Origin of the sequence: Pseudomonas urmiensis (assembly GCF_014268815.2) — a bacterium.
Taxonomy (GTDB): domain Bacteria; phylum Pseudomonadota; class Gammaproteobacteria; order Pseudomonadales; family Pseudomonadaceae; genus Aquipseudomonas; species Aquipseudomonas urmiensis.
Genome location: NZ_JABWRE020000001.1, coordinates 73,245 through 99,699 on the forward strand (window position 1 = coordinate 73,245; position 26,455 = coordinate 99,699).

The 26,455-nt window shown below is 62.8% G+C and carries 26 protein-coding genes; 17 read left to right on the plus strand and 9 right to left on the minus strand.

The features are described from left to right. Window positions 1-199 precede the first annotated feature (199 nt). The 3 genes from HU737_RS00305 to gdhA all read left to right on the plus strand — a co-directional run bounded on the left by HU737_RS00305 (window position 200) and on the right by gdhA (window position 4,151). Window positions 200-583, plus strand: coding sequence for a hypothetical protein (locus HU737_RS00305; protein WP_186554240.1), 384 nt, complete (start codon window positions 200-202; stop codon window positions 581-583). Window positions 584-839: 256 nt separating this feature from the next. Next, window positions 840-2,507, plus strand: a complete 1,668-nt coding sequence (gene ettA, locus HU737_RS00310) for an energy-dependent translational throttle protein EttA (RefSeq protein WP_186554239.1) — start codon at window positions 840-842, stop codon at window positions 2,505-2,507. 303 nt (window positions 2,508-2,810) lie between these two features. Continuing rightward, the gene (gdhA, locus tag HU737_RS00315; RefSeq protein ID WP_186554238.1) at window positions 2,811-4,151 is read left to right on the plus strand and encodes an NADP-specific glutamate dehydrogenase; all 1,341 of its coding nucleotides are present in this window, start codon (window positions 2,811-2,813) and stop codon (window positions 4,149-4,151) included. A gap of 107 nt (window positions 4,152-4,258) precedes the next feature. Here the strand turns inward: gdhA and HU737_RS00320 are convergent, their stop codons facing one another. Beyond that, window positions 4,259-6,112: an Lnb N-terminal periplasmic domain-containing protein gene (locus HU737_RS00320; RefSeq protein ID WP_186554237.1), complete on the minus strand. Its 1,854-nt coding sequence runs from the start codon at window positions 6,110-6,112 to the stop codon at window positions 4,259-4,261. Between the two features lie 77 nt (window positions 6,113-6,189). Next, on the minus strand, window positions 6,190-6,678 hold the full coding sequence (locus HU737_RS00325; RefSeq protein ID WP_186554236.1) for a DUF3015 domain-containing protein: 489 nt from the start codon (window positions 6,676-6,678) through the stop codon (window positions 6,190-6,192). 256 nt (window positions 6,679-6,934) lie between these two features. Here HU737_RS00325 and HU737_RS00330 point away from each other — a divergent pair, with 256 nt between their 5' ends. The 5 genes from HU737_RS00330 (at window position 6,935) to bamJ (ending at window position 11,728) form a co-directional block, all read left to right on the plus strand. Further along, window positions 6,935-9,373 carry a Lon protease family protein gene (locus HU737_RS00330; protein ID WP_186554235.1) on the plus strand — a complete coding sequence of 813 codons (2,439 nt, stop codon included), beginning with the start codon at window positions 6,935-6,937 and terminating at the stop codon, window positions 9,371-9,373. A gap of 163 nt (window positions 9,374-9,536) precedes the next feature. After that, window positions 9,537-9,875 carry a PA4575 family protein gene (locus HU737_RS00335; protein WP_084297418.1) on the plus strand — a complete coding sequence of 113 codons (339 nt, stop codon included), beginning with the start codon at window positions 9,537-9,539 and terminating at the stop codon, window positions 9,873-9,875. Window positions 9,876-10,093: 218 nt separating this feature from the next. Next, window positions 10,094-10,582: a TIGR00645 family protein gene (locus tag HU737_RS00340; protein ID WP_186554234.1), complete on the plus strand. Its 489-nt coding sequence runs from the start codon at window positions 10,094-10,096 to the stop codon at window positions 10,580-10,582. Between the two features lie 136 nt (window positions 10,583-10,718). Beyond that, window positions 10,719-11,024 (plus strand): DUF6482 family protein, encoded by a 306-nt coding sequence (locus HU737_RS00345; RefSeq protein WP_186554233.1) that lies wholly within the window; start codon window positions 10,719-10,721, stop codon window positions 11,022-11,024. Between the two features lie 86 nt (window positions 11,025-11,110). Beyond that, on the plus strand, window positions 11,111-11,728 hold the full coding sequence (gene bamJ, locus HU737_RS00350) for a BamJ family beta-barrel-assembly machinery protein (RefSeq protein WP_186554232.1): 618 nt from the start codon (window positions 11,111-11,113) through the stop codon (window positions 11,726-11,728). A gap of 124 nt (window positions 11,729-11,852) precedes the next feature. On the opposite strand, the gene HU737_RS00355 is transcribed toward bamJ, so the two are convergent. The 3 genes from HU737_RS00355 to HU737_RS00365 all read right to left on the minus strand — a co-directional run bounded on the left by HU737_RS00355 (window position 11,853) and on the right by HU737_RS00365 (window position 13,718). Next, entirely contained in the window at window positions 11,853-12,098 is a 246-nt protein-coding gene (locus tag HU737_RS00355; protein ID WP_186554231.1) for a PA4570 family protein, read from the minus strand. A gap of 149 nt (window positions 12,099-12,247) precedes the next feature. After that, complete coding sequence (locus HU737_RS00360; protein WP_186554230.1) at window positions 12,248-12,589, minus strand: zinc ribbon domain-containing protein YjdM; 342 nt, start codon at window positions 12,587-12,589, stop codon at window positions 12,248-12,250. Between the two features lie 160 nt (window positions 12,590-12,749). Next, window positions 12,750-13,718, minus strand: a complete 969-nt coding sequence (locus HU737_RS00365) for a polyprenyl synthetase family protein (RefSeq protein WP_186554229.1) — start codon at window positions 13,716-13,718, stop codon at window positions 12,750-12,752. 245 nt (window positions 13,719-13,963) lie between these two features. Here HU737_RS00365 and rplU point away from each other — a divergent pair, with 245 nt between their 5' ends. The 5 genes from rplU to HU737_RS00390 all read left to right on the plus strand — a co-directional run bounded on the left by rplU (window position 13,964) and on the right by HU737_RS00390 (window position 17,648). Next, entirely contained in the window at window positions 13,964-14,278 is a 315-nt protein-coding gene (gene rplU / locus HU737_RS00370; protein ID WP_011532169.1) for a 50S ribosomal protein L21, read from the plus strand. A 38-nt stretch (window positions 14,279-14,316) separates the two neighbouring features. Continuing rightward, the gene (gene rpmA, locus HU737_RS00375) at window positions 14,317-14,574 is read left to right on the plus strand and encodes a 50S ribosomal protein L27 (RefSeq protein ID WP_101316402.1); all 258 of its coding nucleotides are present in this window, start codon (window positions 14,317-14,319) and stop codon (window positions 14,572-14,574) included. A gap of 186 nt (window positions 14,575-14,760) precedes the next feature. Then, a complete protein-coding gene (gene cgtA, locus HU737_RS00380; protein ID WP_186554228.1) occupies window positions 14,761-15,987 on the plus strand; it encodes an Obg family GTPase CgtA in 1,227 nt (408 codons plus the stop codon). Between the two features lie 76 nt (window positions 15,988-16,063). Continuing rightward, window positions 16,064-17,182 (plus strand): glutamate 5-kinase, encoded by a 1,119-nt coding sequence (gene proB / locus HU737_RS00385; RefSeq protein ID WP_186554227.1) that lies wholly within the window; start codon window positions 16,064-16,066, stop codon window positions 17,180-17,182. Between the two features lie 4 nt (window positions 17,183-17,186). Then, window positions 17,187-17,648 (plus strand): CreA family protein, encoded by a 462-nt coding sequence (locus HU737_RS00390; protein WP_186554226.1) that lies wholly within the window; start codon window positions 17,187-17,189, stop codon window positions 17,646-17,648. 108 nt (window positions 17,649-17,756) lie between these two features. Here HU737_RS00390 and mksF read toward each other — a convergent pair whose 3' ends face one another. The 3 genes from mksF to mksB are packed head-to-tail and all read right to left on the minus strand — an operon-like array spanning window position 17,757 to window position 22,550. Beyond that, window positions 17,757-20,588 (minus strand): Mks condensin complex protein MksF, encoded by a 2,832-nt coding sequence (gene mksF, locus HU737_RS00395; RefSeq protein ID WP_186554225.1) that lies wholly within the window; start codon window positions 20,586-20,588, stop codon window positions 17,757-17,759. Continuing rightward, entirely contained in the window at window positions 20,585-21,292 is a 708-nt protein-coding gene (mksE, locus tag HU737_RS00400) for an Mks condensin complex protein MksE (protein WP_186554224.1), read from the minus strand. Before mksE ends, mksF begins: the two co-directional genes overlap by 4 nt. Next, window positions 21,282-22,550, minus strand: coding sequence for an Mks condensin complex protein MksB (mksB, locus tag HU737_RS00405; RefSeq protein WP_186554223.1), 1,269 nt, complete (start codon window positions 22,548-22,550; stop codon window positions 21,282-21,284). The genes mksE and mksB overlap by 11 nt, the downstream gene beginning before the upstream one ends. A gap of 259 nt (window positions 22,551-22,809) precedes the next feature. On the opposite strand from mksB, the gene HU737_RS00410 reads away from it, so the two are divergent. The 4 genes from HU737_RS00410 (at window position 22,810) to HU737_RS00425 (ending at window position 25,485) form a co-directional block, all read left to right on the plus strand. Beyond that, window positions 22,810-23,598: an energy transducer TonB gene (locus HU737_RS00410; protein ID WP_186554222.1), complete on the plus strand. Its 789-nt coding sequence runs from the start codon at window positions 22,810-22,812 to the stop codon at window positions 23,596-23,598. Further along, window positions 23,595-24,050: a ribosomal protein S18-alanine N-acetyltransferase gene (rimI, locus tag HU737_RS00415; RefSeq protein ID WP_186554221.1), complete on the plus strand. Its 456-nt coding sequence runs from the start codon at window positions 23,595-23,597 to the stop codon at window positions 24,048-24,050. Before HU737_RS00410 ends, rimI begins: the two co-directional genes overlap by 4 nt. 51 nt (window positions 24,051-24,101) lie before the next feature. After that, window positions 24,102-24,740: a carbonate dehydratase gene (can, locus tag HU737_RS00420; protein WP_186554220.1), complete on the plus strand. Its 639-nt coding sequence runs from the start codon at window positions 24,102-24,104 to the stop codon at window positions 24,738-24,740. A 160-nt stretch (window positions 24,741-24,900) separates the two neighbouring features. Next, window positions 24,901-25,485 carry a D-Ala-D-Ala carboxypeptidase family metallohydrolase gene (locus tag HU737_RS00425; protein WP_186554219.1) on the plus strand — a complete coding sequence of 195 codons (585 nt, stop codon included), beginning with the start codon at window positions 24,901-24,903 and terminating at the stop codon, window positions 25,483-25,485. On the opposite strand, the gene HU737_RS00430 is transcribed toward HU737_RS00425, so the two are convergent. Continuing rightward, window positions 25,425-26,342 (minus strand): LysR substrate-binding domain-containing protein, encoded by a 918-nt coding sequence (locus HU737_RS00430; RefSeq protein ID WP_186554218.1) that lies wholly within the window; start codon window positions 26,340-26,342, stop codon window positions 25,425-25,427. The genes HU737_RS00425 and HU737_RS00430 overlap by 61 nt on opposite strands. Window positions 26,343-26,455 lie beyond the last annotated feature (113 nt).

Genomic DNA, 26,455 nt, shown 5'->3' on the forward strand with positions numbered 1-26,455 from the left:
CCGTGCCTGTGCCTGAGCACGGCGCGCACTATAAATCTGCAGACATGGAGCCGGCTAGCATGCCTGCAAATATGGCAAAGTGCCAGTGTACAGTCGGGTTGCCGACGGTCGTGCTTGGCTGGGGCTGGTCGGCAAGTCCCTGCAACCTGTGCGAGAATGCCGGCCGCTTCATTGTCAACGCTTCTGGAGATGTACGGTTTTGGTTACCCACTATTCCACCAATGGCCTCGATTCCGCCTGCGGGCGCAGCAGTCAGACCCTGGTCAGCACTGTCGTGGCCGATGACGTATCTTGCAAGTCCTGCCAGCGCACGCTGAGCAAAGCTGATGCCGCTGCCGCTACTGTGCGCAAGAGCCCGTCGTTGGCTGAACTGCGCAAGTCGGCGAAGGCGGTTGCCGAGCCTGCCGCTGTTGCTGGCGCCGCTGCTGGCGCACCTGTGGCCAAGCCGGCCGCCGCCAAGCCTGTCAGCAAACCCGCGGCGACGCCTGGCTACAATGCCAAGGCTGCGTGGGCTGCGCGTCTGGCCGAGCAGGCCGGCAACCGCCTGCCGCGTGGCGTGCAAGCGAAGCAGCGTCAAGCTTAAGCCCGCTAGCAGCCTGTTGCGCCCTGATCGCGGGGCAAGCCCGCTCCCACGCAACTGCCATTGGCTGTCGTGGGAGCAGGGCGCGCAATTTTCTCGCGGACCGGCTTCGCTCCGGTCCGCCATCCGGCCATCTGTATAACGTCACGACTTGGCGTAGAATGGTCGACTTTGTTCAATGACACCCCGTAAACACATCCCCCTGGCATCAGCCAGGTCGTACGTCGATGTCTTTACCTATCTGATAGAGGGCTTGGTTTTGGCTCAATACGTCTACACCATGCATCGGCTGAGCAAGGTCGTGCCGCCGAAGCGGGAAATCCTGAAGAACATTTCCCTGTCGTTCTTCCCTGGCGCCAAGATTGGCGTGCTCGGCCTCAACGGCTCGGGTAAATCGACCTTGCTGAAAATCATGGCCGGCGTCGACAAAGAGTTCGACGGCGAAGCCCGGCCGATGCCGGAGCTCAATGTCGGCTACCTGCCGCAGGAGCCGCAGCTGGACCCTACCAAGACCGTGCGTGAAGTGGTCGAGGAAGCGGTCAGCGTGATCAAGGACGCCCAAGCGCGTCTGGATGAGGTCTACGCCGCCTACGCTGACCCGGATGCCGACTTCGACAAGCTGGCCGCCGAACAGGCCAAGCTCGAGGCGATCCTGCAGGCGGCCGACGGCCATAACCTGGAGCGCCAGCTGGAAGTCGCCGCCGACGCCCTGCGCCTGCCGGCCTGGGACGCCAAGGTCGAGCATCTGTCCGGTGGTGAAAAGCGCCGTGTGGCCCTGTGCCGCCTGCTGCTGTCGGCCCCTGACATGCTCCTGCTCGACGAACCAACCAACCACCTGGATGCCGATTCGGTGGCCTGGCTGGAGCGCTTCCTGCACGACTTCCCGGGCACCGTGGTGGCGATTACCCACGACCGGTACTTCCTCGACAACGTCGCCGGCTGGATCCTCGAACTGGACCGCGGTGCGGGTATCCCGTACGAAGGCAACTACTCGGGCTGGCTGGAAGCCAAGTCGGATCGTCTGGCGCAGGAATCCAAGCAGCAGAGCGCCCACGAGAAGGCCATGAAGGAAGAGCTGGAGTGGGTGCGCAAAGGCGCCAAGGCTCGTCAGTCGAAATCTAAGGCCCGTCTGGCTCGCTTCGAAGAAATGCAGTCGCAGGAATTCCAGAAGCGCAGCGAGACCAACGAGATCTACATCCCGGCCGGTCCGCGCCTGGGCGACAAGGTCATCGAGTTCAAGAACGTCACCAAGGGCTACGGCGATCGCGTACTGGTCGAGAACCTCTCGTTCGCCATGCCTAAAGGCGCCATCGTGGGTGTGATCGGTGGTAACGGTGCCGGTAAATCGACTCTGTTCCGCATGCTGATGGGCAAGGAGCAGCCAGATTCGGGCAGCATCGAGATCGGTGAAACCGTGCAGCTGGCCTGTGTCGACCAGAGCCGCGAAGATCTTGACGGCAACAAGACCGTGTTCCAGCAGATCTCCGACGGTTCCGACCAGATCCGCATCGGCAACTACGAGATCCCGGCGCGCACCTACGTTGGCCGCTTCAACTTCAAGGGCGGCGACCAGCAGAAGTTCGTCAAGGACCTCTCCGGTGGTGAGCGTGGCCGTCTGCACCTGGCCCTGACCCTGAAGGAGGGCGGTAACGTCCTGCTGCTCGACGAACCGTCCAACGACCTCGACGTCGAAACCCTGCGTTCGCTGGAGGAAGCCCTGCTGGACTTCCCGGGTGCCGCCATCGTGATTTCTCACGATCGCTGGTTCCTGGACCGTGTGGCTACCCACATCCTGGCATACGAAGACGACTCGAACGTGGTGTTCTTCGAAGGTAACTACACCGAGTACGAAGCCGATCGCAAGAAGCGCCTGGGCGATGCTGCTGCCCAGCCGCATCGGGTACGGCACAAGAAGCTGGCGCAGTAAGCCGGTTTTAGTTGCACAAAAATGGGGCCCTTCGGGGCCCCATTTTTGTGCCTGTTGCAAGCGCTGCGTTGGAGCGGGGGTTGGCCTGCGATTGCGCTTTAAGGACTACGTGGTCGTTAGTTCTGCTGCTATCGCGGGGCAAGCCCGCTCCCACGATGGTGTCTGTTGTTTTGTATACACTTATATAAAACGCACCAAATAATTTCATAAAAACGACATTTCGCCCTGTTCCAGTGCGATTGCTTCTTGGTAAACTCGGGAAAAAACCAATAAGTCCAATCCTCTCTTGGTGAGATGTCTAGCATGATCGAATCCGTCGACGACTTCCTCGCGCGTCTGCAACAACGCGACCCTGCCCAACCCGAATTCCACCAGGCCGTGGAAGAGGTCCTGCGCAGTCTGTGGCCTTTCCTCGAAGCCAACCCGCATTACCTGCAAGCCGGTATTCTCGAGCGCATCGTCGAGCCGGAGCGCGCCATCCTGTTCCGCGTGTCCTGGGTCGATGACCAGGGCAAGGTCCAGGTCAACCGCGGTTACCGCATCCAGATGAACAGCGCCATCGGCCCGTACAAGGGTGGCCTGCGTTTCCACCGCTCGGTGAACCTCAGCGTGCTGAAGTTCTTGGCCTTCGAGCAGACCTTCAAGAACTCCCTGACCTCGTTGCCCATGGGCGGCGGCAAGGGCGGTTCGGACTTCGATCCGAAGGGCAAGAGCGATGCCGAAGTGATGCGCTTCTGCCAGGCGTTCATGAGCGAACTGTACCGCCACATCGGTGCCGACCTGGATGTACCTGCTGGCGATATCGGTGTGGGTGCGCGCGAAATCGGCTTCATGTTCGGCCAATACAAGCGCCTGGCCAACCAGTTCACCTCGGTGCTGACCGGCAAGGGCATGACCTACGGCGGCAGCCTGATTCGTCCAGAAGCCACCGGTTACGGCTGCGTGTACTTCGCCGAAGAAATGCTCAAGCGCCAAGGCCTGCGCATCGACGGACGCCGGGTCGCCATCTCTGGTTCGGGTAACGTCGCTCAGTACGCTGCACGCAAGGTCATGGACCTGGGCGGCAAGGTCATCTCGCTGTCCGACTCCGAAGGCACCCTGTTCTGCGAAGCCGGCCTGAGCGATGCGCAGTGGGATGCCTTGATGGAGCTGAAAAACGTCAAGCGCGGGCGCATCAGCGAGCTGGCTGATCAATTCGGCCTGGAGTTCCGCAAGGGCCAGACCCCGTGGACCCTGGCCTGCGACATCGCCCTGCCGTGCGCGACGCAGAACGAACTGAACGCCGAGGACGCCCATACCCTGCTGCGCAATGGCTGCATCTGCGTGGCCGAAGGCGCCAACATGCCGACCACCCTCGACGCTGTGGATATCTTCATCGAAGCGGGCATCCTCTACGCCCCGGGCAAAGCTTCCAACGCCGGCGGTGTGGCCGTCAGCGGCCTGGAAATGTCGCAGAACGCCATGCGCCTGCTGTGGACTGCCGGTGAAGTGGACAGCAAGCTGCACAACATCATGCAGTCGATCCACCATGCTTGCGTGCATTACGGCGAAGAGGCCGATGGCAAGGTCAACTACGTCAAGGGCGCGAACATCGCGGGCTTCGTTAAAGTGGCCGATGCGATGCTGGCGCAGGGTGTGGTTTAACACGCGATTGCGTCAGGGCCTCCAGGCGCATGCCTGGAGGCGTTAGCCAGCGCCGCCCTTGCGGCGCATCGCAGGCTTGGCCAGCTCCTATAGTGATAGACGCCTACTCAGTAGTGATACCACTTGAGCTCCAGCATCACCTCGTTCTGCGCTGAAGCCACATGGCTGAACTCGCGCTTGGCACTCAAGCGCAGCCCCAGGTCCTGGCTGATTTCCCACTGCTGGTTCAGGCTCACACTGCGTCGTACCTCACCATTGGTGAAGTAATCGCCCTTGGCCTCCAGGGTCAGGTTGCCCAGGCCATTGCGCCACAGCAGCCCACCATTGAAGCCTGCAGCCGGTGAGATGAATTCGGCGAAGTCGTTGTGATGCTCGACCCGCACCGTACCCAGGGCAAAGCCGAGCAAGCCATCGGCCAGCTGCCATGTCCCACCAGCACCGCCGTTGACGTGACTCACCAGCACTTCGTCATCATGCTTGCCCGGCACCCGCTCAAGCCCCCCGGCCACCTGCCACGACAGTGGCTTGAGCAGCTCGTTACGCGGTGTCAGCGAGCGAATAGTCGCCAAGTCCAAGCGCTGTACCTGCCAGTCGTTGCCTTCGTATTGGCGCAGCTTGAGCTGAAGAATCTCGATCTGCGCGCCTAGCGGGAAGCCATAGGCGTTGTCGTTGAGGTCGTGATAGGCCATGCGCAAGCCATACTCGGCATAGGCACGGTCGTCACGGCTGCCCACGCCCAGTTGCCAGGTGCGCGACTGGTGGCCGTTCTCTGGCAGCCCAGGGCGCTCGATCTGCAGCGGCGGCGGTGGATTGCGGTTGATCGCCCGCAGCAACTCGAAGCTGCGTTTGGCCTGGCCTGGATCGCGCTCCTGGCCGTTCGCACGGTAGCGCTCCAGGCGATACGCCGCGTCCTGCACCAGCGCCTGGCGCTGACGGGGCAGGGCGGTGAAGTCGGGGTTTTGCAGGTGTGCGGTGTCGGCACTTAGCGCCAGCACCTGTTGTTTCTCCTGATGATCGAGCGCATCTGCCCGCGCCAGCAATTCACGCTCACGCGAGGGGCGGTAGCGCACACCGGAGACCAGCCCCGACTGCTTGACTGCCTTGACCGTATCGGTCGGGATCGCCGTCAGCGGGAACTGCGAAGTCAGGTCCAGCCCTGGTCGGGCTACCTGCAACAGCTCCAGCAGCCGATAGGAGCAGTTTTCGTCGAAGAAGAAGTAATCGAACTGGATCTGCTTGAGCTCCCAGACATGCTCGACCATGCGCCCGGTTTCTTGTGGGGTCAGGTCCAGCTGGTATTCCCACAGGTCGCGGTTTTCCAGGCTGCGGTATTCGGACAATTTTTCCTGGTAGGGCATCAGCGCGAACAACCCGGGATAGCCGCCCATCAGCCCTTTCCAGGCGTACAGGATGCTGTTGTCGCTGCCTTCGATATAGGCGCCGAAGTTGATCGCGTAGCTCAACAGGGTGGTGTCGTCATCGCGGGTCTTGGCCTGGTCGATGCGCAACAGGGTGTGGCCGAACATCGACGACGGGCTGTTCAAGTAGGCCGCCGGGAAGATCAACACCGCGCTATGCGGGTCGACTGACTGGTACCACTGGCGATACTCCTGGCAATCGGGCTGCGGCAGGTCTTTGAGGTCAAGCTGCTCGCGCAGCCAGCGGGTGCGCGCCGGGAACACGCACTGGGCATGTTTATCGCCAAGGGTGGGCGGCGCATACAGCGCCTGCACGGTGGCCGCCAGCTCACGATCGGGGTGGTGGCCGCCATCCTCGGCAAGGAAGAAGTTTTTATCGTCGACATAGCTGCGCCAGCCGCCAAGCTTGCCGGTCTCATAGTGACCAAGGGCGATCCAGTAGGGCGTCGCCGCCAGTTGTTGCAAGCGTGCCGGGTCAACCTGGGGCGCAGCGTGAAGCTCGGCGCTGGCAAGCAGCGTCAAAAGGGCAAGGCGTTTGAGCATGTCGGGCAACTACGTCTGAATGATGCCGATGGTGGAATGCCAAACCCGCCCCGAAACCGGGGCGGGAAGGGCCGGACTCAAGCCTCGGTGGCGTACTTGGCCAGTTGTGGGTCGCTCTTGAGCACGGCAAGGGTGTTGCTGTGCACGGTTTCGGCGGTGACATCGGCGCTGGAGAAGATCTCGCCGAAGTGCTGGTGGGTGACCGCGGCAAAGTGCGCACGATCTTCAGGCGCTACACCGAGGACCACGGCATAGGTGGTCAAGGCTTCGCCCTGGCCCTGGGCCATGTCTTCGGAAAGCTCGTTCATCATGCCGTTCATGGCGAACCAGGACTTGCCGCCGTAGGTCAGCGAAGCCTTGGTCGAACAGCCGTTGGTGCCGGAAGTCATACCGAACGTGGCGTTGCCGGACGTGCCGTTGGTGGTGGAAGCCAGGAAGTGGGCGGGAGTGCCGCGCTGGCCTTCGAACAGCATGTTGCCCCAGCCGCAATTCGGGCCGCCTGGCGCTTCGGCCATGGCGTTGAGCGAGACGACGGTGAACAGGGTACCCAGAAGAATCCGTTTCATAGCTTTGTTCTCTTTCTCAGTAGACGTACCAATGGTCAGGGGTTCTGGCAACGCCGTTGCCAGGTCGGGAAAGCAAACCGCCAACCCGCGCAAGGTTGGAGTTTAGGCACGATCCAAAGGTTGCGTGGCTTATTGCGAAAAATTGCATCGCTAATCGCCGTATCCTTGCTGCGACATAAAGTCCCAGTGAGCCTTGCAAGGCGCGGGCAGGCAGCGCCAGAATGCCTTCATCGCCCCGCCGAAGTAAGGAAACCCAATGCCCGATCCTGTCGCTGCGCGCCTGCGTCTTGCGCCCGAAGCCCTGACCCGGCGTTTTTCTCCTGAGCAGTTTGCTTTCACTCATACCGACGATCTGGAGCCGTTTCGTGGAGTCCTGGGCCAGGAGCGTGCTGTCGAGGCCCTGCAATTCGGTGTGGCCATGCCGCGCCCTGGTTACAACGTGTATGTGATGGGCGAGCCGGGCACCGGCCGCTTCTCGTTCGTCAAGCGCTACCTCAAGGCTGAGGGCAAGCGCCAGCAGACCCCGGCTGACTGGGTCTACGTCAATAACTTCGAGGACTCGCGCGAACCCCGTGCGCTGGAGCTGCCGTCGGGCACCGCCAGCGAATTCATCAGCGACATGGGCGGTCTGATCGACAACCTGCTGGCGACCTTCCCGGCCGTGTTCGAACACCCGTCCTACCAGCAGAAAAAAGGCGCCATCGACCGCGCCTTCAACCAACGCTACGACCGCGCCCTGGATGTGATCGAACGGGCGTCGCTGGAAAAAGACGTGGCGCTCTATCGCGATGCCAGCAACGTCGCCTTCACCCCGATGAGCGAGGGCAAGGCGCTGGATGAGGCCGAGTTCGCCCAGCTGCCGGAGGAGGTGCGCGAGCGTTTCCACGAGGATATCGCCGAGCTTGAAGAGCGCCTCAACGAGGAGCTCTCCAGCCTGCCGCAGTGGAAGCGTGAGTCGAACAACCAGCTGCGCCAGCTCAACGAAGAAACCATCACCCTGGCGCTGCAGCCACTGTTGGCCCCGCTGTCGGAGAAGTACGCCGAGAACGCGGCAGTCTGCGCCTACCTGCAATCGGTGCAGCTGAACCTGCTGCGCACGGTGGTCGAGCAGTTGGTCGATGACAGCAAGACCGACGCCGTGGCGCGCAAGATGCTCGAAGAGCAGTACGCGCCGAGCCTGGTGGTCGGCCATCACATCAGCGGCGGCGCGCCGGTGGTGTTCGAGCCACACCCGACCTACGACAACCTGTTCGGGCGGATCGAATACAGCACCGACCAAGGCGCGCTGTACACCTCCTATCGCCAGCTGCGTCCGGGTGCGCTGCACCGGGCCAATGGCGGTTTCCTGATCCTGGAAGCCGAGAAGATGCTCGGCGAGCCCTTCGTCTGGGATGGCCTCAAGCGCGCCTTGCAATCGCGCAAGCTGAAAATGGAGTCGCCGCTGGGCGAGCTGGGCCGGGTGGCCACGGTGAGCCTGACGCCGCAGGTGATCCCGCTCAACGTCAAGCTGATCATCATCGGCTCGCGTCAGCTGTACTACGCCTTGCAGGATCACGACTCGGACTTCCAGGAGATGTTCCGGGTGCTGGTCGACTTCGACGAAGACATGCCCATGGTCGACGAGAACCTGGAGCAGTTCGCCCAGTTGCTGCGCACCCGCACCAATGAGGAGGGCATGGCGCCGCTGACCAGCGATGCGGTAGCGCGCCTGGCCACCTACAGCGCCCGCTTGGCGGAGAACCAGTCGCGGCTGTCGGCGCGCATCGGTGACCTGTTCCAACTGGTCAGCGAAGCCGACTTCATTCGCCAGCTGGCCAATGACGAGATGACCGACGCCGGGCATATCGAACGCGCCCTCAAGGCCAAGGCCACCCGTACCGGGCGGGTTTCGCAGCGAGTGCTCGACGACATGCTTGCTGGGATCATCCTGATCGACACCGAAGGTGCAGCGATCGGCAAGTGCAACGGCTTGACCGTGCTTGAAGTGGGCGATTCGGCGTTCGGTATGCCGGCGCGGATTTCCGCCACGGTATACCCGGGCGGCAGTGGCATCGTCGACATCGAGCGTGAGGTCAACCTGGGCCAACCGATCCACTCCAAAGGGGTGATGATCCTCACCGGTTACCTGGGCAGTCGCTACGCCCAGGAATTCCCCTTGGCGATTTCGGCGAGCATTGCCCTGGAGCAGTCCTACGGCTATGTCGACGGCGACAGTGCATCGCTGGGTGAAGCCTGCACGTTGATCTCGGCGCTGTCGCGCACGCCACTCAAGCAGTGCTTTGCCATTACCGGCTCGATCAACCAGTTTGGCGAGGTGCAGGCGGTCGGCGGGGTCAACGAGAAGATCGAGGGCTTCTTCCGCCTGTGCGAGGCGCGTGGCCTGACCGGTGAGCAAGGGGTGATCATTCCCCGCGCCAACGTCGCCACCCTGATGCTCGATGAGCGCGTGCTGCAAGCGGTGGAGTCGGGGCTGTTCAATGTCTATGCGGTGAGCCAGGCCGATGAAGCGCTGAGCCTGTTGGTCGGCGAAGAGGCAGGTACGCCGGATGACAAGGGCGAATTCCCCGAGGGCAGCGTCAACGCACGGGTGGTCGAGCGGCTCAGCGAGATCGCCGAGATGATCAGCGAAGAAGACATCAAGGACGCAGAAAAGGAGCGTTTGGAGGAGATGGTGGCCCAGGCTAAGCCTGCGTAAGTCAATAAATCGGCGCTGGCGGCCATGTGCTACCGTTCAGCGCCGGTTTTCCATCTTTTTGCGGCTTTCTTCTATGCTGGAACTTAAGGATGGCTACAGCGTTCAGGATGGAAACAGCCTGGTGATCGAAGGCTGAACTGGGCTTTTCAGAGGGGACGCGGCCATGCGCAACCTCAGCCTCACCCGCCAGTGCCTGGGCCTGGTGACCCGCATCGAATGCAGCATCCGTCCGCTTGCCGGCGACAATGGCATGTGGACGTTGCTGTTCGCCGCCGGCATGGCCGGCGAACAACCCTCGGCAATCAAGGCCCAGGGGCCCTTCCATGGGCCATTGGTGGCTGAGTCGGTGCTCAACGCCATCGTCGACAGCCTGACCTTGCATGGGTATCAGGTGGCCGAGGATCCGCAGATCTGGTGTCTGCACTTGCAGGCGCAGCTGCGCAAGATCAACGGCGAGCGCTGTCGAAATCTTGGGGATTATCAATTCCACCCAGAAACCTGATACACCGAGTCGGCCTTTTCGCGGGCAAGCCCGCTCCCACAGGCACAGCGCCGATCTGAAGATGAGCGCTGTACCTGTGGGAGCGGGCTTGCCCGCGAAAAGGCCCACTCGGTTCCCTGACCTGGCAACTGCGGCAACCCGCCGCAGGCTTTTGCTGTCACAGGTGGCTGGCTATACTCGCCCTCGCTTTCCGCTCACCTGACGAGTCTCTATCCTCCATGGAACGTATCCTCGAAAACGCGATGTACGCCTCGCGTTGGTTGCTTGCCCCTATCTACTTTGGCCTGTCGCTGGGGCTGCTGGCGCTGGCGCTGAAGTTTTTCCAAGAAGTCCTGCACGTCCTGCCTAACGTCTTCGCCCTGAGCGAGGCCGACCTGATCCTGGTGATCCTGTCACTGATCGACATGTCGCTGGTCGGCGGCCTGCTGGTGATGGTGATGATCTCGGGCTACGAGAACTTCGTCTCGCAGCTGGACATCGACGACAGCAAGGAGAAGCTCAACTGGTTGGGCAAGATGGACTCCTCCTCGCTGAAGATGAAGGTTGCCGCCTCGATCGTGGCGATCTCCTCGATCCACCTGCTGCGGGTGTTCATGGATGCCCAGAACATCTCCACCGACAAGCTGATGTGGTACGTGATCATCCACATGACCTTCGTGATCTCGGCGTTCGTCATGGGCTACCTGGACAAGCTGACCAAGCACTGATCGCGCTGCGCGTTGAGGTTGTACAACCGCCCGTCCGTTGTAAAACGGACGGGCGGTTGCGTTTAAACCTTGTGCTTTTGTTTCAGCTGTACAAAAGATGAGCGATCACGCGTGGTTCCCCCAGCGAGGTGCTCCCATGAACCTGCATGAACTGAACGGTGAGGCCAGGGCGGGCCGGGTCGATGAAGTCAACCTGATCGCCATCGAAGGCGGTGACTATCTGCTAGAGGCCCGTGTGCGCGGGCGTGCCCATCCACTGGCCGACAACCGTGGCGAGCGCTTGCGGGTGCGCTCGGTCGAGGATGCGCGGCATTTGCTGCAGGCCATGCCGCTGCTCTCGATGAACCTGATCCATTGGTCGGTGCAGGACGAAATGTGTGGCATGGGCAATCATCCCGAAGAAGACCTCAAGGTGCCGATCTCGCCGCGGTCGGCCTGGTAGCTGATCTGCTGCGCCGCAGTGTGCTAGGCTGCTCGCCCTTTTGATCAAGGGCGCGGCGTCACTGCGCCCTGCAGCGGAGCAAGCTAATGTCCGAACTCAATCTGTCCACCGACGAAACCCGCGTCAGCTACGGTATCGGCCGTCAGCTGGGTGGCCAACTGCGCGACAACCCACCACCAGGCGTGAGCCTGGAAGCCATCCTGGCTGGCCTGACCGACGCTTTCGCCGGCAAAGAAAGCCGCGTCAGCGAGGCTGACCTGTCGGCTGCCTTCAAGACCATCCGCGACATCATGCAAGCCGAAGCTGCCGCCAAGGCTGAGCTGGCTGCGGCTGCCGGCCTGGAATTCTTGGCTGAAAACGCCAAGCGTGACGGCATCACCACCCTGGCTTCCGGTCTGCAATTCGAAGTGCTGACCGCGGGCGAAGGCGCCAAGCCGACCCGTGAAGACAACGTGCGTACCCACTACCACGGCACCCTGATCGACGGCACCGTGTTCGACAGCTCCTACGAGCGTGGCCAGCCGGCTGAGTTCCCGGTTGGCGGCGTGATCGCTGGCTGGACCGAAGCCCTGCAGCTGATGAACGCTGGTAGCAAATGGCGCCTGTACGTGCCGAGCGAGCTGGCCTACGGCGCCCAAGGCGTTGGCAGCATCCCGCCGCACAGCGTACTGGTGTTCGACGTCGAGCTGCTCGACGTTCTGTAAGACCTGTTGTGCCCTTTCACGGGCAAGCCCGCCCCCACAGGATCACCACTGTTCTCACTACCAGTGGGGCCCTTGTGGGAGCGGGCTTGCCCGCGAACGAGGGCGCAGCCCTCGCGCTCTGCTATCAGTTCCAGTCTGTCCCCCCAGGGCGCAACGCCCGCGCATAGCAAAACAGAAACAAATTACGCACCAGCTCCTTGAGCACCCCCGGCTCACTCGAATTCAATCCAGTCATGTCCAGGTCACCCTGGTCGCGCAGTTCATCCAGCGCTTCTTCCTCAAGCACAGCGCACACTTCGCCGGTCTCGCGATGAAGAATTCTCAGGTAAGGGTGGGGGCGGTCCAGCCAGGCGTCGATCAGATAAGTCATGGCTATTCTCCTTGGATAGCAATTTCCAATGAGAATAATTCTTATTATCAAAATAGCAAGGGTCTATTGGCGTTTTTTCGCCAATGGTCACTCGATCCTGTTGCAGGATCTGTCGGGGCCACCGGCTGGCAGCCCCGAAGAAGGGGCGATCAGACCTTGCGCACGAACTCGGATTTGAGCTTCATCGCGCCGATGCCATCGATCTTGCAATCGATGTCGTGATCGCCGTCGCACAGGCGGATGTTCTTGACCTTGGTGCCGACCTTGACCACCAGCGACGAGCCTTTGACCTTGAGGTCCTTGATTACGGTGACGGTGTCGCCATCTTGCAGGACATTGCCCACCGAATCCTTCTTCACCACGTCATCGCTGGTCGCTTCGGCTTCGCCGTTGGCCGACCACTCGTGGGCGCATTCAGGGCAGATCAGCTGAGCGCCATCCTCGTAGGTGTATTCGGAGTTGCATTTAGGGCAGGGTGGCAAAGTGCTCACTACGGTTCCTCGGACAGACGGGTAAAAACCCACATTATATAAGGTTTTGTCTGGCAAATGTGCGTTGAGCGTGCAAATGCAATCGCGGGGCAAGCCTGCTCCCACGTAGCGAGGGGCATACGTGGCAGCGGGCTTGCCCCGCGATGGGTGTTACGCGATATCAGTGGGTACGAGCGACCGCAAACTCACTCAGCTCGACCAGCGCATCGCGGTATTCGCTGGCTGGCAGCACTTCCAGGCAGGCAATGGCACGAGCGACATAGTCGCGGGCCATCTGCGCGGTGTAGTCGAGGGCGCCAGAGGCTTCCACGGCTGCGCGGATCTGCTCCAGATCATCCAGGCCACCTTTTTGGATCGCCTGACGCACCAGGGCAGCCTGTTCGGCAGTGCCTTCGCGCATGGTGTAGATCAACGGCAGGGTCGGCTTGCCCTCGGCCAGATCGTCGCCGACGTTCTTGCCCAGGGTTTGCGAGTCGCCCTTGTAGTCGAGCAGGTCGTCGACCAGCTGGAAGGCCACGCCCAGGTGATCGCCAAAGGTGCGCAGGGCCTCGCGCTGTTCGTTGCTGGCTTGGGCCAGTGCCGCGGCACTGTGGGTCGACGCCTCGAACAGCATCGCGGTCTTGCCGCGGATGACATCCATGTACACCTCTTCGGTGGTGCTGGCGTCACGTACCCGCGACAGCTGCAGCACTTCACCCTCGGCGATGACCCGGGTGGCCTTGGAGAGGATCTGCATGACCGGCATCGAGCCCAGCTCGACCATCATTTCGAACGAGCGCGAATAGAGGAAGTCACCGACCAGCACGCTCGGCGCGTTGCCCCACAGGGCGTTGGCGGTGGAGCGACCACGGCGCATACCCGACATGTCGACCACGTCGTCATGCAGCAGGGTGGCGGTGTGCAGGAACTCGATGGTCGCGGCGAGCAGGCGCAGGTCGTCGCCTTCGCGGCCCAATGCCTTGCCGCACAGCAGCACCAGCAGGGGGCGCAGGCGCTTGCCACCGGCGGAAGTGATATAGTCGCCGATCTTCGATACCAGCGGCACGCGCGAGGTCAGCTGCTTCTTGATGATCTCGTCGACGGCGCTGAAATCGTCAGCTACCGCGCGGTAGAAGGTTTGGGGTTGCATCGGCTGCTCCATTGGGGTTGCGCGGCATGCTAGGTCGCGGGTCCCGGTGTGTCAAGGCACGGTGCCTGGCGGCCGGGGGCGGGACTTGCAAGGCAATCTTGGGTTGCGTACAATCGCGCACCCTAACTTTCCTGGGCAGCACCTGCCTTACGCAATTGCGCCGGGCCGTTCCAGCCTTGTGCAGCCATGCCAGCCAATACTCATCATATAAAGAGCTGGGTGAGCAGGATTATCGGAGAAATACCATGTCTTACGCAGTAATCGTTACCGGCGGCAAGCAGTACAAAGTCGCTGAAGGTGAATTCCTCAAGATCGAGAAACTGGAAGTCGCTACTGGCGAATCCGTGACTTTCGATCGCGTCCTGCTGGTCGCCAACGGCGACGACGTTACCATCGGCGCTCCAGTCGTTGCTGGTGCCAAGGTCGTTGCTGAAGTCGTTTCGCAAGGCCGTCACGACAAGGTTCGTATCATCAAGTTCCGTCGTCGTAAGCACCACATGAAGCGTATGGGCCACCGCCAGTGGTTCACCGAGATCAAAATCACCGGCATCCAGGCTTAATTTCCTAGATCCCCTGAATTTATTTGGAGAATTGAACCATGGCTCACAAGAAGGCTGGTGGTAGTACTCGTAACGGTCGCGACTCAGAATCGAAACGCCTTGGCGTGAAGATGTATGGCGGCCAGGTCATCAAGGCCGGCAACATCATCGTCCGCCAGCGCGGCACCCAGTTCCACGCCGGCTACGGCGTTGGCATGGGCAAAGATCACACCCTGTTCGCTAAGATCGAAGGCGTGATCAAGTTCGAGAAGAAAGGCGAGTTCAACCGCCGTTACGTGAGCGTCGTCGCGGGCTAATCGCGCTGTCGCTGGAGAAGCCCCGTCATGCGACGGGGCTTTTTCGTTTGTGGTGAGCCTCTTGCAAAGCTGTTTGCCTGGGCTGCCGGCGTTGGTCTCTGCGTATCGGGGTCGCCGCGCTCATTTTTGCAAGAGCCTCATGTTTTTGAGTCATTTCAGCTCGTCACCTGACGAGAGGCGGTTTTTATGAAGTTTGTTGACGAAGTATCGATCCGGGTCAAAGCCGGTGATGGCGGTAACGGTTGCATGAGCTTCCGCCGCGAGAAGTTCATCGAGAACGGTGGCCCCAACGGTGGCGATGGTGGCGACGGTGGCTCGGTGTTCATGATCGCCGACGAAAACCTCAATACCCTGGTCGACTACCGCTACACCCGTCACCACGAAGCCCAGCGCGGCGCCAACGGCGGCAGCACCGACTGCACCGGCAAGAAAGGTGAAGACCTGATCCTGCGCGTACCGGTCGGCACCACGGTGATCGACGCTTCGACCCAGGAAGTGATCGGCGACCTGATCGCCCCTGGCCAGAAGCTGATGGTCGCCCAAGGCGGCTGGCACGGCCTGGGCAACACCCGTTTCAAGTCCAGCACCAACCGGGCACCGCGCCAGACCACCCCAGGCAAGCCGGGTGATCAGCGTGACCTGAAGCTGGAAATGAAAGTGCTGGCCGACGTCGGCCTGCTCGGTCTGCCCAACGCCGGCAAGAGCACCTTCATCCGCGCAGTTTCGGCCGCCAAGCCGAAAGTCGCCGACTACCCGTTCACCACCCTGGTGCCGAACCTGGGTGTGGTCAGTGTCGACCGCTGGAAGAGCTTCGTCATCGCCGACATCCCGGGCCTGATCGAAGGTGCCTCCGACGGTGCCGGCCTGGGTATCCGCTTCCTCAAGCACCTGGCCCGTACCCGCGTGCTGCTGCACCTGGTCGACCTGGCGCCGCTGGATGAAACCAGCCCGGCCGATGCCGCTGAAGTGATCGTCAACGAGCTGACCAGCTTCAGCCCGTCGCTGGCCCAGCGCGAGCGCTGGCTGGTGCTGAACAAGTCGGACATGATCATGGACGACGAGCGCGACGAGCGCGTCAAGGAAGTGGTCGATCGCCTGCAGTGGGAAGGTCCGGTCTACGTGATCTCGGCCATCTCCAAGCAGGGTACCGAGCAGCTCAGCCGCGACCTGATGCGCTATCTCGAAGACCGCGCCGATCGCCTGGCCAACGACCCGGCCTACGCCCAAGAGCTGGCCGAGCTCGATCAGCGTATCGAAGACGAAGCCCGTGCTCAGTTGCAGGCCCTGGACGATGCCCGCACTCTGCGCCGCACTGGCGTCAAGAGCGTGCATGACATCGGCGACGATGACGACTGGGATGATGATTTCGAGGACGACGAAGACGGTCCGGAAATCATTTACGTGCGCGACTGACCGGTTGCAGTACACTAAACGCCGCTCAAATGAGCGGCGTTTTGGTATCTACAGATTCGACATAGGTTGGAAGAAGATGCGAAGCAAGGTGACGGGCGCGAAGCGCTGGGTCGTGAAGATCGGCAGCGCCCTGCTGACCGCGGATGGCAAGGGCCTGGACCGCGGCGCCATGGGTGTTTGGGTCGAGCAGATGGTGGCCTTGCGCGAAGCAGGCGTGGAACTGGTGCTGGTCTCCTCCGGAGCCGTGGCCGCCGGCATGAGCCAGCTCGGTTGGAGCAAGCGACCGAGCGCGATGAACGAGCTGCAGGCCGCTGCTTCGCTGGGCCAGATGCGCCTGGTGCAGGCTTGGGAGTCGAGCTTCGGCGAGCACGGCAAGCACACCGCGCAGATTCTTCTGACCCACGACGACCTTTCCGACCGCAAGCGTTACCTCAATGCCCGCAGCACCCTGCGCACCCTGGTTGACCTGGGTGTGGTGCCGGTGATCAACGAGAACGACACCGTGGTCACCGACGAGATCCGCTTTGGCGACAACGACACCCTGGCCGCATTGGTGGCCAACCTGGTCGAAGCCGACTTGCTGGTGATCCTCACCGACCGTGACGGCATGTTCGACGCCGACCCACGCAACAACCCCGATGCCCAGCTGATCTTCGAAGCGCGCGCCGATGATCCGGCGCTGGATGCCGTGGCTGGCAGCACCGGTGGTGCGCTGGGCCGTGGCGGCATGCAGACCAAGCTGCGCGCTGCGCGTCTGGCAGCGCGTTCCGGCGCCCACACCATCATCGTCGGCGGGCGCATCGAGCGCGTGCTAGATCGGCTCAAGGCCGGCGAGCGCCTGGGCACCTTGCTGTCGCCCGAGCGCGGCATGCTCGCGGCGCGCAAGCAGTGGCTGGCTGGCCACTTGCAGACCCGTGGCACCCTGGTGCTCGACGCCGGTGCCGTACAGGCCCTGCGTGGGGCCAACAAGAGCCTGTTGCCGGTTGGGGTGAAAACCGTCCAAGGCAGCTTCCGGCGTGGCGAGATGGTGGTCTGCGTCGGCCCTGATGGCCAAGAGGTCGCGCGCGGCCTGGCCAACTACAGTGCCCTGGAGGCGCAGAAGATCATCGGCCAGCCGTCCGATGCCATCGAAGCCCTGCTCGGCTATAGCGCCGAGCCTGAGCTGGTGCACCGCGATAACCTGGTTCTGGTCTGAGGAAATGACTGTGTTGAAAAGGCTGATTGCCGTGGCGGCGCTGGCGCTGCCGATGGTCGCGAGTGCCGAGGAAGTTGGCCAGGTGTCCACCGTGTTCAAGTTCGTCGGGCCTAATGACCGGATTGTCGTCGAGGCGTTCGATGATCCCAAGGTCGAGGGCGTGACCTGCTACCTGTCGCGGGCCAAGACCGGGGGTTTGAAGGGTGGTTTAGGCTTGGCCGAGGATCGCGCCGAGGCGTCGATTGCTTGCCGCCAGGTTGGGCCGATCAACTTCAAGGGCGAACTCAAGGATGGCGAGGAAGTGTTCAAGGAACGCACCTCGCTGGTGTTCAAGACCATGCAGGTGGTGCGTTTCCTCGACAAGAAGCGCAATACCTTGGTCTATCTGGTGTACAGCGACCGCCTGATCGAAGGCAGCCCGCAAAATGCGGTGACGGCGATTCCGATCGTGCCGTGGGCGCAGTAAGACTGCGTTGAAATGATCGCGGGGCAAGCCCGCTCCCACGATGCCATCCCGCCATGCTGGGTGGGCTTCGTGGGAGCGGGCTTGCCCCGCGAGGGTTCTACGCCCTGATCAGGCCAATTCTTCGGCCTGATCTTCGCGAACGATGGCCTTCACTTCATCGATGCGGCTGATGTACTTCCAGTCCGACTCGTCGATGTAGATACCATTGGGCCCGCTACCCCCTTCCAGATCGATTGCCACCCGCGCCGACACCTGCGGCTTGACGCTCGCCAGAATCGGCACGAAGCCCAGTTGCTGGCTGGTTTCCAGCAGCGCCGCCTGGTTGCGTTCGTCGATGTCTGCCGCCTCGTCGAGGTAGTAGGGCAGGCGAATACGTCCGGCCAGGTCACGGTCCATCAGGTGCAGCAACAAGTACATGTTGGTCAGCGCCTTGATGGTCATGGTGGTGCCGTTGGAGGCGGCGCCGTCGATGTCGGCGTGGATCACCGGCTGGCTGTTGATCTTGGTGATCTCGAACGCCAGTTCGAACAGGTCCTTGAGGCCCAGCTGGTTGTGGTTGGCCGCCACCAGCCGCGCCAGATACTCCTTGGCCTCTTCGTTCTTGTGATCCTGGTCGGCGCTCTGGGTCAGGTCGAACACCGACAGGGTTTCGCCTTCTTCGTACTGGCCGGCGCTGTGGATGATCTGGTCGATGTGCTTGAGCGCTTCCTTGTTCGGCGCCAGCACCACGCGGAAGCTCTCCAGGTTGGACACCTGGCGCTTGTTGATCTCGCGGTTGAACAGGGCCAGCTGGTGCTCGAGGCTGTCGTAGTCGCTGCGGATGTTGCGCAAGGTCCGGGCGATGTCGGTGACCGCGGCGCGGCGGGCCTTGGCCAGGGTCAGGGCTTCTTCGGTGCGGTGCGAATAGGCGTTGATCAGCAGCTGCAGGCGACGCTCCATGTCGTCTTCGCTGTCGAACTTGGCCACGCCCTTGAGGCGTACCTGGGCGTACAGCGCCTCGATCTGGTTGTCGACCCGTTGCAGGCCCTGCCAGCTGTCCTGATAGTCGTTGAGCAGCGGCAGCAGGTTGTCCATCGAGTCGTCCACCGGCTCCATGAATGGCGTGCCGAACGGAAGGTCGGCCGGCAGCAGCTGACGACGACGCAGGGCGTCTTCGAGGGTGCGTTGCTTGGCTTCGAGGTCGGCGATTTGCCGGCCCACCAGTTGCAGCTTGGCCGAGAGCTGCTGAACGCGCTCGGTGAACGCATCGCTGGAGCGCTTGAGCTCGTCCTGGGCCGCTTCCAGCTGGCTCAGTTGCTCCAGCTTCTCCGGCTCTTCAGCGCTCAGGGTTTCAGTACGGCGGAAGTCTTCCAGGGCTTTCTGCGCATCCAGTACCTGCTGGTACAGGGCTTCGGTCTGGGCCTTGCTCGCCGAACGGTCAGCGGCTACTGCTTGCTGGGTCCTGAGCTGCTTGAGCTCGCGATCCAGGCGGTCTTTCTGGTCGCGCAGGGCGGCGCGGTCGGCCAGTGCTTGCAACGCTGGCGGATCGATGTGCGACAGGTCGATGGACAGGCCAGGCGCTTCGAAACGCTCGCCCTTGAAGCTATCGAGCACGGCTTCCAGGGATTTCACCCACAGGTCGCTGTCGTCCAGTTCGATGCCGCGCTCGCCCAGCGGCAGGCTGAACAGGGCGCCGTTGAACAGGCGCATCAGGCGGTCGACGTCCTGTTGCGAGAACTCTTCGCGCAGGCGGGCGTAGCTGTTGTTGTCGGCGTGGTCGAGCTGCTGCTTGACCGCTTTGACGCGCTTTTCCAGATCGCGCACGCGCTCGTCGAGGTCTTCGGCAGAGAACTGCCGCGACTGGGCCAGGGCGCCGGCCAGCTCATCGTGGGCGTCCTTGGCAGCGAGCAACTGCTGCTCCAGGACCTTGACGTCGGTGACCAGGGCAAAGCGATGCTTGAGCACCGACAGTTCGCCCAACCAGCGCTGGATGCCGGTGATCTCGCGCTCCAGGCGCATCAGCTCCTGGGTGCCGCCGCGCTGGTCGTTTTGCAGGCGGTCCTGCTCGGCGCGGTAGTGCTCAGACTGGATCACCAGCTCTTCCTTGCGCGCCATGGCGTAGTCCTGCCAGGTGCCCAGCAGGTTGTCGAGCAGCGGCGACAGGCGATGCAGCTTGCCGCGCAGGATGTCGCGCTGGGCCACGCCGCCAGCCAGGGCCTCGACCAGTGGCCCGGCAGCGACCAGGGCGTTGTAGTCGCCTTCCATACGGCGTACGTCGCGGAAGGCTTCTTCGCAGGCGGCGATGTAGTCGACGCTACCCGAGCGCAGGCTGTGCTCGAAGGCATCGAGGAACAGCTGCTTGAGCTTGGCAGCAGTGATCTCGCGCATGTGCAGCAGGTTGATGAACAGGGCGCGGAAGGTCTTCAGGCTCTGTTCGCTGGTCGAGCGCAGCGGGATCAGGGTCAGGTCCAACGGCACTGAGGTGTGGCCGCCGACCAGCAGTCGACGCAGCTCGTCTGGCTTGAGCTCGTAGGCCTTCAGGCCGTTGCGCTCAAGGTTGGTGAACAGCTCTTTCTGGCGCAGGCAGGTGTCGTCTTTCTGGTAGTGGGCCAGGTCCAGCTCGCCCTGGTAGGCGAAGAACTGGTGGCCGAAACCGCCGCCTGGGCCGCGGCCGACCACGCCGATCACGTGCGGGCCGTGCGGCAGGTTCAGTTCGCAGAGGATGTAGCTGGTGTCGCTGGCAAAGTAGAAGCGCCGCGACTGCTCCAGGCTGTACTTGCCGAAGCTCATGTCGGACATGCGCGCCAGGATCGGGAACTGCAAGGCGTTGATCGAGGCGGACTTGCCCAGGTTGTTGGCGCCGTAGACCGACAGCGGGTGTTCCAGGGGGAACAGGCCCAGGCTGTAGCCGGCGGTGTTGAGCAATGCGAAGCGGCGGATGCCGTAGCGTTCCTGGCTCATGCGTCAATCTCCTGTTGCTCTTCGCGGATGGCCCGGGCAAGGGCGTCTTCTTCGCTTTCCTCGCCGTCGAACGGGCTCAGGTCGAGCGGGTCGTCGGTGCGCGCCAGCTCCTCGGGGCTTTCTTCTTCGACCAGTACCGGCGTCGGCAGGGGCAGGTCGCTGTGCAGGGTGGCGGCCAGGTCACGGTCCTGCTGGACCGACAGGCACACATCGAGGAAGCGGTGCATCGGCGGCAGGAAGCGGTAGATACCACCTTCTTCATGAGCGAAGCCCAGCTGGGTCATGCGCCGCAGGATCTTTTCTTCCAGCTCGTCGACGGTCTGCACTTCGGCCTGGATGAACAGGTCGCGGTATTTTTCCAGCAGCGACGGCAGTTCATCGCGGCCAATGCTGCCGCCATCGAGCACGGCAATCGGGTCGCGGCCCTGGTCGGCCAGGTGCTCGACCAGGATGAAGGTGAACAGCGAGAGGCGCTGGGCGGTCTTGTTGACCTGCGCGGCAGCCAGCTCCGGAACGAAATAGTAGAAGCCGCGGGTATCGCACACCAGCTCGAAGCCCAGGGCCTTGAACAGGGTGCGGTACTGGTCCTGGAAGTTCGACAGTTGGGCGTACAGCTCCGGGTCGCGGCGGCTGACATGGAAGCCCTTGAACAGCTCGCGGAAGATCGGCGCGAGCTGGGACAGTTCGGAAAGATCAAGATGCATTGGCTGGGCTCGCGTTGGATTCAGGCGATGGTGCGGTCAGGGCGAACGAGCGCAGACTCACCAGGTGTTCACGGGTGGTGTAGTCACGCCGTTCGAGGCGTTCGCGGCTGAAGCGCTTTTCTCGCGACAGGCGCGAGAACCAGTACAGCAGTTCGTCGGTGGCGCCTTCGGGCTCCTGCTCCAGCAGCCAGACCATCAGGTCGGGCAGGGGCAGGGCGTCCTGGCAGCGTTCGAGCATTTCCTTGACTGTGCGCGGCGCGCGCGGTGCCGGGCCCTTGTTGGTCTTGTGCGCCTTGGGGAAGCGCGCAGGCTTGGGCTCGAAGCGGGCCAGGGCATAGACGTAGGCCTCGACCTGGCTGGCGCTGCCGAGGAAGGTGCTCTGCGGACGGGTGAACATCGGCATCGCCGCCTGTGGCACGGCGTCGATGCCCTTGCGGCGGATCACCGAAAGGGCGAGGGCGGCGCCACGGGTCACGGCGTTATGCCGGCGCGCTTCTTCGCGCAGCGGCAGCAGCAGCTCGCGGGCGTGACGCAGGGTCAGCTGGGCGCTGGTCTGCATCTCGAGGATGCGCGCGTGGGTGCGCAGCAACATGTCGTCATCGACCAGGTGACCGAGTCGCGCCTGTTCGCCGAGCAGGCGCAGCAGCACGGTCTCGACCTTGCGCACGCCTTGCTCGAAAGCGCCGTCGGCGTTGACCAGCTGGATCATCGGCTCGACGTACTCGTCCCAGGTCGCCAGGACCTCGGCATAGCGCTGACGCAGGGGGATCTGGCGGTTGCTGGTCTTGGCCCGTTCGGCCACGGCGACCAGCGCCTGCTCGTCGTTGTCGAGCTTCTTGAGGACGTCGCGCACACGCATGTCGAGCAGGCGCAGCTGGCGCGCCAAATCGTCGCTGTCGCGGTTGTCGAAGGCGTCCTGGATATGCCCGGCCAACCGCTCCAGGTGGCGCAGGTAGGCTTCGATCTCCAGGCACAGGCCCAGGCGGTGTTCGCGGCGCAGGTAGGCGAGGAAGTCGTGGATCTGGGCGTTGAGCTCGAAACGGTTCGGGCTTTTCGCCACCGGCACCAGGATATCCAGGCGGATCCACACATCGAGTAGCTGGGTGATGTCCTGCGGGGTGCTTTCCACCTGCTGGCGGCCCAGTTGCTGGCGCAGCTCGATCAGGCTCAGGGTGCCCTGGTCGAAACGCTCGCACAGCGGCTCGATCAATGCCCAGTGTTCGGCTAGGGCGCGCAGGACGCGCTTGGGTTCGATCATTGGCGGGTCGACTCGTTGCCAAGTTAAAAGCGGCGATTGTACTGCATCCGGGGGGGAGGATTTCACCCCTTGGTCTGTAATGAGGATTTGCAGGGTCTGCAGCGCCCTTATCGCGGGACAGATACGTAGGAGCCGCGTGGGAGCGGGCTTGCCCCGCGATGGCGGCAGTACAGGCAACAAATTTCCGCCAGCCAGTAGCGGCGCAAGCGGGCCAAGGGCGGTAGAATGGCCGACTGACTTCTCCCTGGATGACCGTGCTGTGCTGATCGAGTCCCGCCGCCGCGCCTACCTTTGCGCCATGCAAGTGGTGCATTGGCTGCCGCGCGCCGAACTGCCGTTCGCCGCGCCGTCGCGCCCGGAGCTGCTGTTGCCGCAGGCGCCAGTCGAGGACATCGAGTTCGACGTCCGCCCTGCCGCGCCCAGCGCTACGCCGCCGCCAGCTGCGCCACAAGCGCGCTCCGGCGAACGACCGAAAATCGAGATACCTCGCCCAGCCAGCACCGCCAAGCCTGCGCCCAAGGCGGTCGAGGCCGAAGAAACCGCGCCTGGGGTACGCCCGGCACCGGTGCCACCGCCACGTTTTGCTTTGCAGCTGCTGCGCGCCGGCAGTTGCCTGCTGTTGGTCGAGCTTGCCACCGGTCAGCCGTTCCAGAGCCGCGACCCGTCCTACCTGCTGCTCAAGGACATGCTGCGCGCCGCCGGTCTGCCCGATGCGCCGCAAATCATCGGCGAGCCGGTGCGCTGGCCGCTGCTGGTGCGCGGCAATATGGACCAAGGCCCGGACGCCGCCCGCGATTTCGTCCAGGGTTTTATCCAGGCGCGGTTGGAAGAAACCCCCTGCACCTGCCTGTGGCTGGTCGGCCTGCCAGCGCTGCGCTTTGCCGCTGAAGTTCAGACTGAAGCCTATTACCAAGAACTGAAGGTCGACGGTCTGGGCGATGCCTGGGCCTTGCCTGGTCTTGAACTGTTGATGGACGAGCCGCAACGCAAAGCGGACGTCTGGCAAGCGATGCGCCAGCTGATGGCGCGCTGGAAGAGCGTTGAATGAGTGATTCGATCAGTTTCCGCCCGATGACCGAGGCGGATCTGGATGCCGTGCTTAAGATCGAATATGCCGCGTTCAGCCATCCCTGGACCCGTGGAATCTTCCAGGATGCGCTCAAGTCATATGAAGTGTGGCTGATGTTCGACGGTCAGCAGCAGGTTGGACATGGCGTGATCAACGTGATCATCGATGAGGCGCATCTGCTCAATATCACCGTCAAGCCGGAAAACCAGGGCTGCGGGCTGGGCCTGCGCCTGCTCGAGCACCTGATGGCACGGGCCTATCAGCTCAACGGCCGCGAGTGCTTCCTGGAAGTACGCGCCAGCAACCAGTCGGCCTACCGCCTGTACGAACGCTACGGATTCAACGAAGTCGGTCGGCGTCGAGACTACTACCCGATGGCTGGCGGACGCGAAGACGCCCTGGTGATGGCCTGCACTCTATTCGAAGAGTGACCCCGCGGGGGTAGGTCGAGTCACACAGGCATAACCTGATGAGGCAAGACCATGCACGACCTGCAGGAATTGATCGACAACAACCAGCGCTGGGCGGATGCCATTACCCAGCGCGATCCCGATTTCTTTGCCAAGCTGGCCCGCCAGCAGACGCCTGAATTTCTCTGGATCGGCTGCTCCGATGCGCGGGTGCCGGCCAACGAGATCGTCGGCATGCTGCCGGGTGATCTGTTCGTGCACCGCAACGTCGCCAACGTGGTGTTGCACACCGACCTCAACTGCTTGTCGGTGATTCAGTACGCGGTCGAGGTGCTCAAGGTCAAACACATCCTGGTGACCGGCCACTATGGCTGCGGCGGGGTGCGTGCGGCCATGCAGGACCGTCAGCTGGGCCTGATCGATGGCTGGCTGCGCTCGATCCGCGATCTGTACTACGAGAAGCGTGGCGAGCTGGCCAAGCTGGACAGCATCGATGCGCAGGTCGATCGTCTGTGCGAGCTGAACGTGATCCAGCAGGTGGCCAATGTGGCGCACACCAGCATCGTCCAGAATGCCTGGCACCGGGGGCAGGAGCTGTCGATCCATGGTTGCATCTATGGCATCAAGGATGGCCGCTGGAAGAGCCTGGACACCACCATCAGCGGCTTTGCCCAGTTGCCGCCGCAGTATCGCTTGCGGCCATTGGAGTAAAGCCCCTGAGTATTGCCTGAGCAGGGTTGGCTTGTTCGCGGGCAAGCCCGCACCAGGACGACACACATCCCTGTGGATGCGGGCTTGCCCGCGAACGAGTCGCGCAGCGGCTCGCCGTGCTTAACTGCATCTCAGGCAGCCGACGGATAGGGGGGCAGGGATGGGGCGAGCAAGGAAACTGATACTGGCAGCGGGTCTGCTGAGCGCTGCTGTCACCCAGGCCGACGAGCGCGACCTGTGGATGTTCGCCCAATGGGCGGGAGACCATCAGACCCGGCCGTTTCGCCAGATGCTGGTCGATGCTCGCCTCTACGGCATCGTGCCGATCCATCAATTGCTGCGTTCAGCCTCTGATTGGCGCCTGTGCCGGGCTTCACCCTTCGCCGTACCGCCCGCCAGCCAGTGGCCGGCGGTACGCTCGACCCTGGCCTTGATCAAGACCCTCGACGACCGGGGCGCGCTGCGCCAATTCGAGGTGGTTTCGGCCTATCGCGACCCCCGCCTCAACGCCTGCGCCGGGGGCGCGGTGGGTAGCGCGCATACCCGGGCGTTCGCGGTCGACCTGTTGTTGCCCGCCTGGGCCGATCCCAATCCACTGTGCAGCTTCTGGCAGCAACACGGCCAGGCCTGGAACATGGGCTTGGGTCGCTATCCGTCGGGGCGCATTCATATCGACACGGCGGGCTATCGAACCTGGGGTGGTGATGGCAGCGCTGGTTCGTCGTTCTGCGTCAAGCCCAAGTGAGTCAGGCAAGCCTGGCATTGGTTGATCACCCATTGTGCGAAGCGTTGCCGTTGGCTGCCGTCTTGCAGCGGTTGCGGGCTGAGCAGGTGATAGGCCGAGCCGTCCCGCAGGAAGCCGAATGGGGCTTGTAGCTGGCCACTGTCCAGCTCGTCACGCACCATCAGCGCCGAGGCGATCGCCAGCCCTAGACCGGCGCTGGCGGCCTGGATCGACAGATAAAAATGCTCATAGTCACTGCGCTCGGTATGCCGGGCGTGTTGCTTGCTCAAGCGCAGCCAACTGCTCCAGGCGTCTGCCCGGGTGCGGCTGTGCAGCAGGCGTTGGCCATCCAGGCGCTGATCCTGGCCTGGGCGGCAGACCGGGCCGACCCATTCGTCACAGATCTTCAGGCTGTGCAGCTGGCGGTCCCAGTGAAAATCATCGCGGCGCAGCGCCAGGTCGATGCCGCCGCGGGCGAAATCCACCGGGCCGCCGGCCGCGACCAGATGCAGCTGGATATCTGGATGGGCAGCGTGAAAGCCGGGCAGGCGGGGGATCAGCCAGCGCATGGCGATGGTCGGCTCGCAGGACAGCACCAGCACCTTGTCCTGCTCTAGTTGCTGCACGCGCTGCACGGCGCTTTGCAGTTGCTCGAAGATCGATTGGGTCGCGGCGTGCAAATCGCGCCCGGCGGGGGTGAGGAAAATCGCCCGGTTGCGCCGCTCGAACAGCGCCACTCCGAGGCTCTCTTCAAGCAGGCGCACCTGGCGGCTGACCGCACCGTGGGTGACGTGCAGGTGCTCGGCGGCGCGCACGAAGCTCTCGGTTTGTGCGGCGATGTCGAAGTAGCGAAAGGCGTTAAGTGGGGGTGTTTTCATTTTTTTGGCGTCGGTTGTGCGGGCCTCATCGCGGGGCAAGCCCGCTCCCACGGGGGCCATGTCATTTCTGTAGGAGCGGCCCCGCGATGATGCCGGTACAGACAAGATAATGT

Coding starts and splice junctions, on each gene's coding strand:
- mksF (WP_186554225.1), bottom strand. CDS start 20,588: ATGAGCCAGGAACGCTACGGCATCCGCCGCTTCGCATTGCTCAACACC.
- HU737_RS00340 (WP_186554234.1), top strand. CDS start 10,094: ATGGAACGTATCCTCGAAAACGCGATGTACGCCTCGCGTTGGTTGCTT.
- HU737_RS00390 (WP_186554226.1), top strand. CDS start 17,187: ATGACTGTGTTGAAAAGGCTGATTGCCGTGGCGGCGCTGGCGCTGCCG.
- HU737_RS00325 (WP_186554236.1), bottom strand. CDS start 6,678: ATGAAACGGATTCTTCTGGGTACCCTGTTCACCGTCGTCTCGCTCAAC.
- bamJ (WP_186554232.1), top strand. CDS start 11,111: ATGTCCGAACTCAATCTGTCCACCGACGAAACCCGCGTCAGCTACGGT.
- can (WP_186554220.1), top strand. CDS start 24,102: ATGCACGACCTGCAGGAATTGATCGACAACAACCAGCGCTGGGCGGAT.
- HU737_RS00430 (WP_186554218.1), bottom strand. CDS start 26,342: ATGAAAACACCCCCACTTAACGCCTTTCGCTACTTCGACATCGCCGCA.
- rpmA (WP_101316402.1), top strand. CDS start 14,317: ATGGCTCACAAGAAGGCTGGTGGTAGTACTCGTAACGGTCGCGACTCA.
- HU737_RS00335 (WP_084297418.1), top strand. CDS start 9,537: ATGCGCAACCTCAGCCTCACCCGCCAGTGCCTGGGCCTGGTGACCCGC.
- HU737_RS00345 (WP_186554233.1), top strand. CDS start 10,719: ATGAACCTGCATGAACTGAACGGTGAGGCCAGGGCGGGCCGGGTCGAT.
- rimI (WP_186554221.1), top strand. CDS start 23,595: ATGAGTGATTCGATCAGTTTCCGCCCGATGACCGAGGCGGATCTGGAT.
- HU737_RS00320 (WP_186554237.1), bottom strand. CDS start 6,112: ATGCTCAAACGCCTTGCCCTTTTGACGCTGCTTGCCAGCGCCGAGCTT.
- HU737_RS00355 (WP_186554231.1), bottom strand. CDS start 12,098: ATGACTTATCTGATCGACGCCTGGCTGGACCGCCCCCACCCTTACCTG.
- HU737_RS00365 (WP_186554229.1), bottom strand. CDS start 13,718: ATGCAACCCCAAACCTTCTACCGCGCGGTAGCTGACGATTTCAGCGCC.
- cgtA (WP_186554228.1), top strand. CDS start 14,761: ATGAAGTTTGTTGACGAAGTATCGATCCGGGTCAAAGCCGGTGATGGC.
- rplU (WP_011532169.1), top strand. CDS start 13,964: ATGTCTTACGCAGTAATCGTTACCGGCGGCAAGCAGTACAAAGTCGCT.
- HU737_RS00330 (WP_186554235.1), top strand. CDS start 6,935: ATGCCCGATCCTGTCGCTGCGCGCCTGCGTCTTGCGCCCGAAGCCCTG.
- gdhA (WP_186554238.1), top strand. CDS start 2,811: ATGATCGAATCCGTCGACGACTTCCTCGCGCGTCTGCAACAACGCGAC.
- proB (WP_186554227.1), top strand. CDS start 16,064: ATGCGAAGCAAGGTGACGGGCGCGAAGCGCTGGGTCGTGAAGATCGGC.
- HU737_RS00425 (WP_186554219.1), top strand. CDS start 24,901: ATGGGGCGAGCAAGGAAACTGATACTGGCAGCGGGTCTGCTGAGCGCT.
- mksB (WP_186554223.1), bottom strand. CDS start 22,550: ATGATCGAACCCAAGCGCGTCCTGCGCGCCCTAGCCGAACACTGGGCA.
- mksE (WP_186554224.1), bottom strand. CDS start 21,292: ATGCATCTTGATCTTTCCGAACTGTCCCAGCTCGCGCCGATCTTCCGC.